This is a genomic window from Microbulbifer mixtoriginis (SeqCode) (assembly GCF_052466765.1).
Map to the genome: position 1 here is coordinate 194,348 of NZ_CP174289.1, position 13,909 is coordinate 208,256.

Annotated in this window: 12 protein-coding genes; 1 reads left to right on the forward strand and 11 read right to left on the reverse strand. The window is 49.5% G+C overall.

The features are described 5' to 3' along the window. Window positions 1-161: 161 nt before the first annotated feature. The gene (locus ACJJIV_RS00850; RefSeq protein ID WP_444890385.1) at window positions 162-1,334 is read right to left on the reverse strand and encodes a dipeptidase; all 1,173 of its coding nucleotides are present in this window, start codon (window positions 1,332-1,334) and stop codon (window positions 162-164) included. A 189-nt stretch (window positions 1,335-1,523) separates the two neighbouring features. On the opposite strand from ACJJIV_RS00850, the gene ACJJIV_RS00855 reads away from it, so the two are divergent. After that, on the forward strand, window positions 1,524-1,997 hold the full coding sequence (locus ACJJIV_RS00855; protein ID WP_444890386.1) for an LEA/WHy family protein: 474 nt from the start codon (window positions 1,524-1,526) through the stop codon (window positions 1,995-1,997). A 71-nt stretch (window positions 1,998-2,068) separates the two neighbouring features. On the opposite strand, the gene ACJJIV_RS00860 is transcribed toward ACJJIV_RS00855, so the two are convergent. The 10 genes from ACJJIV_RS00860 to ACJJIV_RS00905 all read right to left on the reverse strand — a co-directional run bounded on the left by ACJJIV_RS00860 (window position 2,069) and on the right by ACJJIV_RS00905 (window position 13,894). Further along, entirely contained in the window at window positions 2,069-3,025 is a 957-nt protein-coding gene (locus tag ACJJIV_RS00860) for a lipid A-modifier LpxR family protein (protein WP_444890387.1), read from the reverse strand. A gap of 55 nt (window positions 3,026-3,080) precedes the next feature. Continuing rightward, window positions 3,081-4,790, reverse strand: a complete 1,710-nt coding sequence (locus tag ACJJIV_RS00865) for a sulfatase-like hydrolase/transferase (RefSeq protein WP_444890388.1) — start codon at window positions 4,788-4,790, stop codon at window positions 3,081-3,083. Window positions 4,791-5,054: 264 nt separating this feature from the next. Continuing rightward, complete coding sequence (gene pgsA / locus ACJJIV_RS00870; protein ID WP_252085819.1) at window positions 5,055-5,621, reverse strand: CDP-diacylglycerol--glycerol-3-phosphate 3-phosphatidyltransferase; 567 nt, start codon at window positions 5,619-5,621, stop codon at window positions 5,055-5,057. A 106-nt stretch (window positions 5,622-5,727) separates the two neighbouring features. Next, entirely contained in the window at window positions 5,728-7,542 is a 1,815-nt protein-coding gene (uvrC, locus tag ACJJIV_RS00875; RefSeq protein ID WP_444890389.1) for an excinuclease ABC subunit UvrC, read from the reverse strand. 39 nt (window positions 7,543-7,581) lie between these two features. Continuing rightward, window positions 7,582-8,235 (reverse strand): response regulator, encoded by a 654-nt coding sequence (locus tag ACJJIV_RS00880; RefSeq protein ID WP_252085817.1) that lies wholly within the window; start codon window positions 8,233-8,235, stop codon window positions 7,582-7,584. A 481-nt stretch (window positions 8,236-8,716) separates the two neighbouring features. Continuing rightward, window positions 8,717-9,733 (reverse strand): UDP-N-acetylmuramate dehydrogenase, encoded by a 1,017-nt coding sequence (gene murB, locus ACJJIV_RS00885; protein WP_444890390.1) that lies wholly within the window; start codon window positions 9,731-9,733, stop codon window positions 8,717-8,719. Window positions 9,734-9,743: 10 nt separating this feature from the next. Continuing rightward, complete coding sequence (gene kdsB / locus ACJJIV_RS00890; RefSeq protein ID WP_444890391.1) at window positions 9,744-10,511, reverse strand: 3-deoxy-manno-octulosonate cytidylyltransferase; 768 nt, start codon at window positions 10,509-10,511, stop codon at window positions 9,744-9,746. After that, window positions 10,501-11,535 carry a tetraacyldisaccharide 4'-kinase gene (gene lpxK, locus ACJJIV_RS00895; RefSeq protein WP_444890392.1) on the reverse strand — a complete coding sequence of 345 codons (1,035 nt, stop codon included), beginning with the start codon at window positions 11,533-11,535 and terminating at the stop codon, window positions 10,501-10,503. The genes kdsB and lpxK overlap by 11 nt, the downstream gene beginning before the upstream one ends. An 8-nt stretch (window positions 11,536-11,543) precedes the next feature. Beyond that, complete coding sequence (msbA, locus tag ACJJIV_RS00900; RefSeq protein WP_252085812.1) at window positions 11,544-13,358, reverse strand: lipid A export permease/ATP-binding protein MsbA; 1,815 nt, start codon at window positions 13,356-13,358, stop codon at window positions 11,544-11,546. Between the two features lie 116 nt (window positions 13,359-13,474). Next, window positions 13,475-13,894 carry an ExbD/TolR family protein gene (locus ACJJIV_RS00905; protein WP_252085811.1) on the reverse strand — a complete coding sequence of 140 codons (420 nt, stop codon included), beginning with the start codon at window positions 13,892-13,894 and terminating at the stop codon, window positions 13,475-13,477. Window positions 13,895-13,909: the final 15 nt, after the last annotated feature.

Consider the following 13,909-nt stretch of genomic DNA (forward strand, 5'->3'; position numbering starts at 1 on the left):
TGAAGTTAAATTGTTAGGAGATTGTCAGGCTCCGAACAAATGGATAGTGATTCACATGCCCTTCAAGAATCACCTTCTCCCGAATACATCCCAATAACTCTGATCCAGTTCTTACAGGTTGGAATGACAACTCTCTCTCGAATAACCTCAGAAAGTAAATTTCAATCCCCTTGGGGTAAGTTCTTCAGGAAAAAGTCTCGCATATTTTCACCCATGACCTTGCGAATTTCCTCTTCAGTAAACCCTTGACTTAGCATTTCTGCGGTCAAAATCCCCAAATCACCAGCATCAAAAGAAACTTCAACGGTGCCATCATAATCTGAACCAAGGGCAACATGATCAACCCCTAATAGATGTATGGCGTAGCGGATTGTTTTAACAATATTGTGGGGGCTATTATCACATACCGCTTCTTCCCAAAATCCAATGCCGATCAAGCCCCCTTGATCGGCAATCTCCTTCATTAGGTCATCGCTAATATTCCGCGGCGAATCACACATACCTTTCAGGCCAGTATGAGAAATAATTACAGGCCTTTTGGTCAGAGCCAACACATCCCTCACAACAGGCTCTGAGGAGTGGGCTACGTCGATAACAATTGAACGTTTATCCATCTCCTGCACAGCTGACCGACCAAACTCTGTTAAACCAGCCCCACTTTGCCCATGCAGAGATCCACCCAGTTCATTGTCAAAAAAGTGCTGTAATCCCATCACTCGAAAACCGGCCTCATAAAGACGGTCAATATTGGATAACTCACCCTCTAATGGGTGGGCCCCTTCAATACCAAGAATTGCTGCGAGGGTGCTAGCGCCTTGTTGCCGGGCCTGGAGGACTTGCCTCAGATCTTCCGCATTACGTACAATGCGAAATTTCTCGGGAGAAGAATCCTGTAGCTTAGTAGCCCTTTCAGAGTGAAAAAGTGCCCGCTCCAACAAGCTATTCCATGTTCGCGGCGGCCAACCTTGAGCAATTGCCAGTAAGGTTATATTGTCACCAGCACTAGCAGAGTTTTCGTTTAAGTTCATGCCCCGGGGAGACTTAGTAACAGAGGTAAAAACCTGCATTCCCAAATTACCACGCCGTGCCCTGGGTAGATCCAGATGCCCATAGCTTACCTCCTTTGATAAATCACGAGACCAGAGGAAGCTATCTGCATGCAAATCACCAACAATGAGTGATTTATGCAAAGCTTCAGCTTGTTCGGGAATTTTAGGGGGCTCACCAACACTAATCTTGTTTAAACTTCGCTCAATTCCTGGCAGTAAAAGCCATTTCCAGCTCGCGAACAATATTAATGCCACTGCTGTCAAACTTATAAACCAAGTCTTCATTATGATTTCCTGATGCCAGTAGTCTTGTACACAATTGGGGTTATAACCTGAGACGTTGCGACATGTCAGGAGCCAGCTAGGTTTGGAAACACTCAACGATCAATTAAAAATCAATACGCTCAAAATATACGCACAGTATCACCTTAATCTGGTGTCCAGGCCAATAATTAGGAAAACCAAGGAATCATAGTGACAAATTATTATCGATTTATTCTGATATTGTTGATTGCAGCACTATTTAGTGGCTGTGCGGCACTTTCACCGAGCTTCCAAAAACCTGAAGTAGAAGTGGTTGCCGTGGAACCTCTTCCTGCAAGAGATGGCAATAATCTCAGATTCCGAATCCACCTTCGTGTTTTCAACCCAAACAATAGTGAATTGGCACTCTCCGGTCTTTTCTACACTCTGCGGCTAGGTGGGCATAAGGTTTTGACGGGAACCTCAAATAACCTGATGCCCATCGCCCCCTACGGCCAGGATGATATCGCTGTGGATGCAACAGCCAGCTTAGTCGGCTCAATCTTTGCCGCTGTAAACCTCATTAACTTAAATCAGCACTCAATACCCTATGAACTAGAAGCAAAAATAGGCTTGCGTAAATCACTACTTTCCTCAATTAAGGTGAATAGAAGTGGGGTCATTCACTTGAACCAATATCGGTAACTCTTTCGCTTGATTTACTACTTGTCGGTCTGTGGAGTGCGAGCCTGCTTGCCCTCCTCATTACTCACCCGCTAAATTTGCTTGGTAAGGATCAGGGACATTACAAAGTTACCCATTGGTGCACTGTTATGACTGAGGAACCCCTCGTCAGGATGGGACTGGGACTCATAAATTTTTGTGTTATACATGATCTTCAAACCGAATTCGTAAGAGTTTCGACCAAAGAAAGCGCCGATATTCGCAAACGTCACCTCCTTCTCAGGGGTGACACCATAGCTGAAGATTTTTACTCCTCCCTTAGTCTTGGAATTGCCCTCCATCAATACATTCCTTTGAACAGTTCTATGCTCTAACCCAGCCTGTAAATACCAGTAACGCCCACCCTCAAGGGGGGAGGACGCGGCACTAAAGGCGGGTAAAGAGCTTCCCAATAAAACTCGCACCCCTGCACCAAAGTCCCTGACGATATTACCTGTTTTCCAACGAAGGTAAGGCACTAGTCGATAGCTTGTGCCCCATATGACATTCTGGAGTAAGTGATAATCTAACTTAAGCTCAGGTATCAGTCCCCATTCATTGAAGACCTGGGAATCCCATCCTTTGGGGGGAGAAGACGAGACAATCCAGTGCATAAATTTCTGTGTTTGGCGAGCGCCCGATCTAGAGCCGACTGTTCCGGCATCAAGTGTTAAATCAATCATCCACTGATTTAAAATTTGATATTTGTATCTTATGCCTAAATAGCTCCAACCTGCATAGGGATGCTCTTCATTAATGGGTTCAGATCTACCAAGATGATCTGGAGTATAAATCTCCTGACCAAACCTCAAGGTGTAGGGCTTTCCTATAGGGCTCCAACGAACAAAGAAACCGCCTGTATAGTCTCTGTCTGTCTGGAAAAGTGCATCATTTACTAGTTCAAGCTGTAACTTCCCTTTTGGTGAGTCATCCGCACAAAGCATTGAGGCGTGGCAGACAGACAGCAAACCGACAATAGAAGCTGAAAGTTTTTTTCTATTAATAAGCACCCTTAACCTGCCCTCTCGAATGATTGAACCAGTTTGTCCAGATCAAATCCGGTGATTAATGCCCCCAATCCCCAACCTTATCGGCCCCAGGGATCTGAAACTCCAGGTATTCCTCAATGCTAAATGGCATTTCTTCCACGACTGCTCGAACTCGTTGGCCAATGGCTTTAGTCTCAGGGCGCGCATTGGCAAGCCCGGTGTAGGGGATACCCTTTCCGCTTGGCACATCAGGATACTTTTTCTTAAAGAGCCGATGCCGTGCAACCATATGATTGAACTGCCCTTGAGTGTATATCAAAGGCACTAATTGCGGATATTCCTCACGCGGGTCCATGTAAAGATCGTAGTAGGCCTCTGGCATTCCTGAAGACGCAACCTCACCAGCGCCTATCCAGTGACGCTTATAGCGCCCTTTTACCGTAGCTCCTAGTTGGTTGCCGGTATAGATAAAGACATAATCCCGACGACTATGAGTATCGCCATTTAGTAGTAGTGCAGTCTGATCCAAACCATCCACCACTCTGTCGGTTGGAATATACTCAGAGGCGTCAGCAAGCCTGGCAAATGTGGTGTACAGGTCGGTGATATGAATAATATCTCCCACTATCTGGCCGGGTTGAACCATACCTGGCCACCAGGCAAAGGCTGGGACTCTTACCCCTCCTTCAGTGAAATCCCCTTTGCCTCCCCGATATAACATTGGGAGCATGCCCCAACCTGCAGGGGGGCTGTGCACCATGGGACCATTGTCTGCCATGGCTATAAAAAGGGTGTTTTCTGCGATACCCAGCGCTTGTAGCTCCGCCATTAACTGGCCGGCGAAGTCATCCACTGCGGGAAATGAATCCGCCACCATCAAACCAGAAACGGATGGCTTGGGCATAAAGGCGGCCATAAAATTCAAAAAATTAGGCCAATAGGCCACAAAGAAAGGCTTGTTGGCTTCAGCGTTCTTACGAATGAATGCTAAGGTACGACGCTCCGCCTCGGGGTCGAACTTGCTGAAACACTCATTGGAAGTGCCGCACCACTCCCTACCAGGCTGTCCTTTTTCACCTTCAATATTCATTACCCAACCGGTGGGAACCAAACCGGGATTATCCAGGCGATAAGGGTCGGGTGGGTATATCTCAGGAAACATACCCAGCACCGCATTTACGGCATTAGCTTGAGGGTTAAAAAGAGAGGTTATCTGGTTCATGGGGGTAAATAACGCCTCATCAAACCCCTGGTTGTGCAAGTAGCTCTCCTCAATATCTCCCAAGTGGCCTTTCCCAAAGAACCCAGTGGCATACCCGGCTCTGGACAGCACCTCTGCAATGGTTACCTCCTCAGCACGAAGCCCGGAAAATTCATGGGGCATCCCCACAGCCCCCATGCCATAACGCACAGGATGGCGACCGGTAAGCACAGCAGCGCGGGTTGGAGTACAGGAAGGTTCAGAGTACATGCGAGTAAAGTTGATACCCTCTGCGGCCATCTTATTTAAGTTGGGTGTTGAGTAACCGAAATTTTTTTGTAATGCAGGAAATCCAACAGCACCAAAGGCGGTGTCATCCCAGAGAAGGAAAACAATATTGGGGGGCTGCCCATATTTATCCCGTAGAGCCTGTAAACGCCTGGTTATTTCTGAGTCTTCTTGCTGCCAGCGCTCACTATTTTGCATTTTCAACACATAGTATTCAGCGTCATGTACTATCTGTGCCTGCACAGGCATCCAGCTCAGAAACACCAGCAACCCGAACAAGATTTGCCTCACTGTCACAATCCATCCTCCCTCAGTAAGTGTGGCTGGAAGTGCAATACTTTTATTAACTGTGTTACAACCCCAATGCATCACTCTAGAAGAAAGGTGTCATGGGAGCGCTATAAGTGGCGACAACTAGAAAGTTATTATGAGTGGCCAGGCCCTACAAAGGCCCAGTGGTTCTGCCAGAATGGAAAGAATTTAAGTCGTGGAGGGATAGGTGCCCCACAGCATGCAGAAGGGCACCTAAAATAACAAGATTGGCAATAACAGGGATCTAGGTCACAGAGACTTATGATTATCAGCCATCAATACAGGCCAGGCTGCGCGTAAGTACATCACCATAGTCCAAAGGGTCAGAGCCGCGGCAATATACAGCAGTAGATAGCCCAGCGTTTCCATTACAGGAAAGTCGCGAACATCAAAAGCGAGAAGAACTATGATTGCCGCCATTTGAGCGGTTGTTTTTATCTTCCCGACATACGACACAGCAACACTACTGCGCTGCCCCAGTTCTGCCATCCACTCGCGCAAACCTGAGACCGCGATCTCACGGCAGATAATAATGGCTGCAGCCACCGTGAACCAGGCACTTTTGTGCAGGCCCACAAGCAATACAAGCGCAGTAGCCACCATTAACTTATCTGCAACAGGGTCAAGAAAGGCGCCAAAAGCAGTGCTCTGATTTAGTTTCCTTGCCAGGTAGCCATCAAGCCAGTCGGTAACTGCGGCAGCTGAAAAAATAACTGCAGAAGCAATGTAACTCCATTTATAAGGTAAATAGAAAACCAAAACCAGGACAGGTATCAGTGCGACGCGAAGCAGTGTAAGTTGGTTGGCGAGTGTCATACTTTTCTCTGTTCTTGCGGAGGGCGTACGTTATCAAGCTGTGGGACAAATTGAAACGCTCAATGAGAAACCCGGAGAAAAAATCCGCCGCCTATGCCCTGCATTTTTACTCGTGATGTAGTGCCGAGTATATATCCTGCGCAAGCTTGCGACTGATGCCATCTACACTAGCAATTTCTGTCACTGTAGCCTTCTTAATTTCCTGAAGACCGCCAAAATGGCGAAGCAATGCGCGTCTACGTGCGGGGCCCACGCCAGCAATACCCTCCAGAGGGGACTCCCTTCGTTTTTTGTCACGCCGCGCGCGGTGCCCGGTAATTGCAAATCGATGGGCCTCATCTCTAACCTGTTGAATCAGGTGCAATGCCGGGGAATCCGCCGAAAGTACCAGCTCCTGATTACTGGAAACGATATGTAAGGTCTCAAAACCCGCTTTACGGGTAGTGCCCTTGGCCACTCCGATTATCTGAACACCTACAACGCCCAGGCCATTGAGGGTGTCCACCGCCTGACTGACCTGCCCCTTGCCACCGTCAATTAACAGGATATTAGGGAACTTACCCTCACCTCCCGATAGGCGCTTGTAGCGACGCTTAAGTGCCTGCCCCATTGCAGCGTAATCATCACCAGCCTGAATGCCATCAATATTAAAGAGACGATAATCTGACTTAACTGGACCGCCTGAATCAAAAACCACACAAGAAGCAACCGTGGCCTCACCCGAGGAGTGGCTGATGTCAAAACATTCCAGCCGCTCGGGCAACTGTTCCAGTCCAAGCACTTCTTGAAGGGCCTCAAAACGACTAAACAACTTCTGCTGCGCAGCGGTATGGCTACTTAAATTCTGCTGAGCCGCCTGCTGGGCCATTTCCACCCAGGTAGCGCGCTTACCTCGCAGTTTATGGGTAACTGAAATGTCTCGCCCTGCCTGGGCACTGAGCGCCTGCTGTAGCGGAGCCACATCTTCTATAGATTCCGAGGCTAGAATTTCACGGGGAATTTCTCTAGGACTACCGAGATAAAATTGAGCCACAAAGGCCGAAAGCAATTCAGGGTGGCTTAAGCCCAATCGCTCACTGGGAAAAAAACTGCGACTACCAAGAATTCTCCCCTGTCGGATAAAGAGTACATGCACACAGCAGCTACCACCCTCGGTGGCAACACCATGGACATCAACATCTCCCGTATCACCCTCTGCCACTTGATCCGCTTGAAGACGCCGTAGTGCGGATATTTGATCCCTGAAGCGCGCGGCCTTTTCAAACTCCAACGCTCTTGAGGCTTCATCCATTTCATCGGCCAGTTCACGAATAATATTATCGCTCTTGCCAGTGAGAAACATTTCTGCGTGGCGTACATCCTGGCGATACTCCTCGGGACTGATGAAGTCTACACAGGGCGCCGTACAGCGCTCAATCTGATATTGCAGGCAGGGCCTGGATCGATTGCGAAACACGCTGTCTTCACAGGAGCGAACACGAAAGGTCTTTTGCAAAAAATTCAGGCTATCACGTACAGAAGAGGCGTTGGGAAAAGGACCAAAATAGCGGCCTTTCTTTCGCTTAGCTCCACGATGGAGTGCAATACGGGGAAAAGTGTCAACACTGGAAAGAAAGATGTAAGGATAGCCCTTATCATCTTTCAGCATCACATTGTAAGGCGGACGCTGGGATTTAATCAGGCTCTGTTCGAGTACTAATGCCTCGGTTTCACTACGAGTAACAGTTACTTCGATGTTGCCGATCTTCTGCACCAGCGCCATGGTCTTGGCTGTGAGCCCAGAGCTGCGAAAATAGCTGGTAAGCCGATTGCGTAAATTTTTCGCCTTACCCACATAAAGTATATGGTTACTGGCATCGAACATTTGATAGACGCCAGGCTTGCGGGTAACTGTAGAGAGAAAACGCTTGCTATCGAACATCTGACAACCGGTCTTGCCGCTTCAGTAAATACACGGATATTAGAGCGCTGCTTCCGGGTCGAGTATCTGGTACTTGACGGCAAGCAAGGTCAATTCCACATCGCTGTTAATATTCAGCTTTTCAAATATCCGATAACGGTAGCTATTTACGGTTTTAGGGCTGACCGAAAGGGACTTGGCAATCTCAGCAACCTTGGCTCCATTCACAATCATGTCCGCAGTTTGCAACTCACGTTTAGAAAGTTTTTCAAAGGGAGAAAGGTTATCCGATTGGCCTGAGACATTGCGCAGAGCCATTTTGGTAGCCATGGAGTTACTGATAAAAACTCCACCATTCATTACTGTATGAATTGCACGCACCATCTCTTCAAGATCTGCCCCCTTGGTCACATAACCCATAGCACCGGCTTGCATAAGGCGGCCAGGAAACAGGTCGTCATCCAGGGCGCTAACAGCCACTACTTTGACTTCAGGACAGCGGTTTAACAGCTTGCGGGTCGCCTCCAAGCCACCCATTCCTGGCATTTTTACATCCATCAAGATGACATCAACCGCAGTCTCACGCACGAATTCCAGCGCTTCTTCGCCACAATTCGCATCGCCAACAACTTCAATATCCTCGACGTCACTCAACATGCGCGAAATCCCCATTCGCACAAGGTCGTGATCATCCACCACTAAGACTTTGATCAAGCTATCCCCAACTACGGATAAGTGCAGTGGCTACGCGGCGTACAATCCCCTCGCGCGTGCTCTTGAACTGCGTTCTTCTTTTTACTCACGGAGAAACTACTCCGCGCAGATCCTCCCCAAGAATCCAGTCGCAACATACCAGACAAAAACGCTACTGCAAAGCGCCACCACCGTCTCAAATGCTGTTTAACTGATGTTTAGCCGCAGGATCTTGGCTTGTATATAGCGATTAATTATAACCTAGAAACGTAACAGCTAATCATTCTGCACTCAAGCCGGCCTTTGCCGCATGACTTGAGGAAACGAAAATTCAAGAAATAAAAAAAATTTTTGTACTTTGCAATAGTCAATAGATTTTATATTTCTAACAGCTATAGCAGAATTCTTTATAAAAACCAGTATAAAGTCCTGCCATCAAAACCAGACAGGACTTGGGGCTCGCACTTTGCGAATACTCGAAAGGCAGTTTATTTACTGAGCTTTAAGGGTAAAAGCGTGGCTCCGGCTCGAGGGAAACACCAAATTTTGAATGTATATCGGCAGCAATATCCTGAGCAAGCTGTACTAATTCACGGCCTGCTCCCCTACCAGGATTAATCAGCACCAGTGCCTGGCGCTCATGGACTCCAACCGCACTGCGCCGTAAACCACGCCAGCCAGCGCGATCTATTAACCAACCAGCGGCAAGCTTCCAATCCTCGCCGGCCGCGAAAGCAACTAGATCGGGATGCTCTGCTTTTAGACTCTGATAGAGATCCGTATCTACCACCGGATTTTTGAAAAAACTCCCGGCATTGGGGATCTCAGTAGGCAAAGGCAGTTTGTTACTCCGGATATCAATAACTGCTTGAGCAATCTGAGTAGGTGTCGGGTGGTTTGCATCCCAATTGTGCTGCGAAATATATTGGCGCAGTGCCGGGTAGTCTACGCGCGGCTGCCAGTCTTGTGGCAACTGCAAATTCACCTGGGTAATAATATACTGGTCGCGCAGACGCCCTTTAAAAACACTATCCCGATAGGCAAAACCACAATCGTCTTTAGTAAAATCGTGCAGCTCACCTGTGGCAACTTCCATAGCCTGCAAGCTTGTAAAGCGATCACACAACTCGATACCGTAGGCACCTATATTTTGGATCGGGGCCGCACCAATCTTACCGGGAATCAGTGCAAGATTTTCAAGTCCACCTATGCCACTGGTGACAGTAGCCATAACCAGCTGGTGCCAATTTTCCCCAGCCGCAGCTTCAATAGTATGCCCCTGGCTGTTGGGCTCTATTAAAAGTCCTCGCAAGTCGACCTGGATAACAAGACCTGGGAAATCATCGGTCAACACAACATTGCTACCACCCCCCAAGGGTAAGATTGGTAGTTTCTGTGTTCTGGCAAAGGTCAATGCCTCTCGCAGCTGATCCAGGTTTTGCACCCTGGCAAAGTGGGCGCTACGAGCCGAAATTGCCAAGGTGTTGTGGGGCTGCAGATCAATATCAGTTTCTATCATGCAGGTAACTTTAACCGAGAAGCTCACGCATTCGCTGGAGATCCTGCTCGGTGTCTACACCACCGGGCACCTCCGCGCAGGCAACAGCCACATGAATATTCTCATCGTGATACAAAAAACGCAGCTGCTCTAGGGCTTCAAACTGCTCCAGCGGCGCCACTGGCCAAGTAACAAAACTTTGCAGCAGCGCTACACGATAAGCATAGATACCGATATGACGACGTGGTTCCAACCCCTGCGGCAACTCATTTGCGTGCACAGCAAAGGCATCGCGCGGCCAAGGTATTGGGGCACGGGAGAAATAGCGGGCTAACCCGGATTGTGCAGCAACCACCTTAACAATATTAGGGTTGCGGAAATCTTCCACCGTAAGAATAGGTTCGCACAGGGTAGCCACACCGGCGCGGGCATTTTCCGCAAGGTTAGCGGCTACCTGATTAATTACCTGAGCAGGAATTAAAGGCTCATCCCCCTGTACATTCACCAGAATACGGTCATCGGCTAAACCCAGGTTAACAGCGACTTCCTGTAGGCGGTCAGTGCCCGATGCGTGATCAGCAGAGGTCATACACACCTCACCGCCAAAGCCTCGAACTGCCTCCGCTACTCGCATATCGTCGGTGGCGACGATGACCCTCTCTGCATCACTCTCGCAAGCCCTCTCAAAGACATGCTGAACCATGGGTTTGCCGGCAATATCTGCCAAGGGCTTGCCCGGTAAACGACTGGAGCCAAAGCGGGCGGGAATAATGACATCAAATGAGTGTTTATTTTTCATCTTTGGAGAACTGTTGCAGGTGCTGGTGCACCTTCTGATAAAAAAGATCTGGCAACTTGGCACGCACTTCCAGCGCCCACCAGTGACTCTCCCAGAAATCGCGACACTTCACCGCGTCTTTCATCGTCATAATCACTGGTGTCTCGCCATCGAAATGCAGCTCCTGGGGGCTGAACTGGTGATGATCCGCAAAGGGCTGCTCCATCACCTTGTAGCCCATACGTTGCAGTGCGCGGAAAAAACGCTTGGGGTTTCCTATCGCTGCCACCCCATGGCAGGGGCCTGGCTCAGGGCCTGAGGTCAGGCGCAGCGTAGAGGTCTGATCAAGGTTAAACTGGTGCCAGCAGGCAGGCTCCAGAGTCATCTGGTATTCCAGTAGCGCACCGCACTGCTGTTTCACACTGGCTTCAGGCTCGCCATTACTCACCACCAAATCGACACTCTGTAAACGACTAATGGGTTCCCGCAAAGGGCCACGAGGGAGCATATGCCCATTACCGAGACCGCGACTGCCATCCACCACGCAGATTTCAAAGCTTCGCCAGAGGCTGTAATGCTGTAAACCATCATCAGAGAGGATCACATCACACTGGTGGTAATCAACTAACGCCCTCGCCGCTTCGCTGCGATTGGGGGAAACCATCACCGGTACCCCGGTGATCAAATGCAACATCAGCGGCTCATCACCGGATTCCAGAGGGTGAGACTGAGCAGTTACCTGGTAGGGATATTGCTCTGCACGACCGCCATAGCCACGGCTAACAATCCCGGGATTTTTACCCCTCTCTTTTAGCCAGCGAGCCAACTCTGCCACCAATGGCGTCTTACCGGCACCACCGACGGTGATATTGCCTACAACAATAACAGGTACCGGTAGTGGTTCCGGTGGGGTGCGGGAACTGATCACCCTGCGCCGATTACTCACTCCGCTATAGAGCAACTCCAAAGGCGTAAGCAGAGATAAGGCAGGGCTTGTACCGTCTTTCTTGTACCAGCGCTTGTTGAACCAGTCTTCCAGTGACATCCAGTGCCCTAACCCATTGTCTGCTGTTGTAATAATGTGGCATAGCGCCCACCGCGGGCGAGCAGTTCGCTGTGCTTGCCGCTCTCTACGATACGCCCTTTCTCCATAACCAGGATTCGATCGGCACTTTCAATCGTACTGAGACGGTGGGCTATCACAAAGGTGGTGCGATTTTTCATAACTTCTGTCAGAGCCGACTGGATATGGCGCTCTGATTCATTGTCCAGTGCTGAAGTTGCCTCATCGAGAATCAATACCGGTGCATCTTTTAATAGCGCCCGCGCAATAGACAATCGCTGTCTTTGGCCACCGGAAAGCATCTGGGCATTGTCCCCCAATACAGTTTCCAAACCTTGAGGTAGCTCCTCAATAAAGTTAGCCGCATGCGCCAACTCGATAGCCCGCAAGACATTCTCTTTCGGTGCCCCTTCCAAATCGCCATAGGCGATGTTGCGATAGACGCTGTCGTTAAATAGGACGATATTTTGGGACACCATGCTGATATGTCGGCGTAAATCTTGTAGGGGAACCGTTGAAATATCGACTCCATCAAGAAGGATGCGCCCGCCAGTAGGCTCGTAAAAACGCGCCAGCAGACTGGCAAGCGTTGTTTTACCGGAACCCGACGCCCCTACCAGCGCAACTGTTTCGCCCGGCTCCACCGAGAAGCTAATATTCGACAGCACCTGGGGAGCGGCCTCATCGTAACTAAAATCGAGAGACTCAAAGGTAACCGCACCACGCACCGGCTTGGGCAGCACCTCGCGGCCGCCCTCTGGCTCACTGGGGGTATCCATTACTTCAAAAATACTTTCCGCGGCGGCAATTCCCTTCTGAATATCTGCAAAAACTTCTGAAAGGCTGCGAACCGGCTTGGCCAGAGAAGCTGCGGCACCAATATAAGCGGCAAAGACCCCCGCGGTCATGGATTCCACCATACCCGGAGCCAGGGCAAACCACACAATAGTGGCAGTAGATAGGCCAACCAGAATCTGAATCACCGACACGCTGGCATTGTTGGCCACCACCAGCTTCATAAATTGTCGGCGGTTATTGTCACTGGCAGATTCAAAACGTGAATTCTCATATTCTTGGCCACCATACATCCGTACTACTTGATAGCCATTAATCGCCTCCTGGGTAACATGAGTGACATCACCCATGGAGTTTTGGATGCGATGGCTCAGTTTACGGAATCGTTTGCCCACCGTACGCACGATTAGAGCAATCAAGGGGGCAAAAAGGAAAAAGGTCAATGTCAGCTTCCAGTTCACCAACAACAAGTAAGCCAGCAGCGCAACGGTAGTAAAAGTCTCGCGAAATAAAACCTTAACCGCCTTGGTAATGGAATTGGTAACCTGCTCAACATTGTATGAGACTTTGGAAATCAGGTAGGCACCCGTGTAACGGTCAAAATAGGCACTAGGCAGCTGGCCAATCTTCTCAAACAACTGCGAGCGCAACTGGTGAATAATTGCGCGCCCCACATAGGCGAGACCATAACTGCCAACAAAGTTACCAATCGCACGCAGCAGAATAATGATGAGCATGGCCAGAGGTACCAGCCAACGCGCAGTCTCCTGTGGCATTACCCCATCGGGATAATAGGAGGCTACGTATTTCGAGAGAAAACCTCTGCTTTCTTGGATGCCAGCGCCCACCGCATCTAACAGCAGCTCCGTAACGGCAATTAAGCTGACGCCCATGGTGGAAAACAGGAAAAATCCCAGCACTGCAACAGCAAAAATCGCTAGGTGCGGCCGAGCGTACGCGAGTAAACGACGATAGGTGTGCGCCCCGTGCTGTGGTTTACGGGGGGGCATGGTTACTTTCTTCATACAGACCAATGACTGGACTCGCCCCAAACCCTTAGGCAGTGGGGCGAGTACGCTCGCAAGGCTAATCGTCCATCCCTGGCATTAAAGCAAAGCCCAGCGCGCTAGTTCTCTTCTGGTTGCCGTGTAGTAATGCTTAGGTTGACAAAGCCTAGCTGTCCAGCGGCATCCATTGCCCGCACCACAGCTTGATGGTGAGCTGTAGCGTCGGCGGTTATCACAAGCGGGCGATTGTACTCGCCTGCAGAAACTTCCGACAGCGCAGATTTCAAAGTGGTCAACTTTTTGTTGATCAACCCCTGGCCATTTACCGAATAAGAACCATCGGCACTGATCAGAATTTCAACAGAACGAGGCTGCTCTTCTGCCTGAGGCCCAGCGGCCTCGGGCAAATTTAACTTCAAATGGCTCTCTTTGGTGAATGTGGTCGACACCATAAAGAAAATCAGCAGAAGAAAGACCACATCGATTAATGGCGTAAGGTTTACCCCATCCTGCTCTTTGGTTTGGCGGCGAAATTGCATCGATTGCTACCTCAC

What these genes read in the sequence shown, in the direction of transcription:
- ACJJIV_RS00850 (WP_444890385.1), bottom strand. Translation starts at nt 1,334, where the DNA reads ATGAAGACTTGGTTTATAAGTTTGACAGCAGTGGCATTAATATTGTTC.
- pgsA (WP_252085819.1), bottom strand. Translation starts at nt 5,621, where the DNA reads ATGACACTCGCCAACCAACTTACACTGCTTCGCGTCGCACTGATACCT.
- uvrC (WP_444890389.1), bottom strand. Translation starts at nt 7,542, where the DNA reads ATGTTCGATAGCAAGCGTTTTCTCTCTACAGTTACCCGCAAGCCTGGC.
- murB (WP_444890390.1), bottom strand. Translation starts at nt 9,733, where the DNA reads ATGATAGAAACTGATATTGATCTGCAGCCCCACAACACCTTGGCAATT.
- kdsB (WP_444890391.1), bottom strand. Translation starts at nt 10,511, where the DNA reads ATGAAAAATAAACACTCATTTGATGTCATTATTCCCGCCCGCTTTGGC.
- lpxK (WP_444890392.1), bottom strand. Translation starts at nt 11,535, where the DNA reads ATGTCACTGGAAGACTGGTTCAACAAGCGCTGGTACAAGAAAGACGGT.
- msbA (WP_252085812.1), bottom strand. Translation starts at nt 13,358, where the DNA reads ATGCCCCCCCGTAAACCACAGCACGGGGCGCACACCTATCGTCGTTTA.
- ACJJIV_RS00905 (WP_252085811.1), bottom strand. Translation starts at nt 13,894, where the DNA reads ATGCAATTTCGCCGCCAAACCAAAGAGCAGGATGGGGTAAACCTTACG.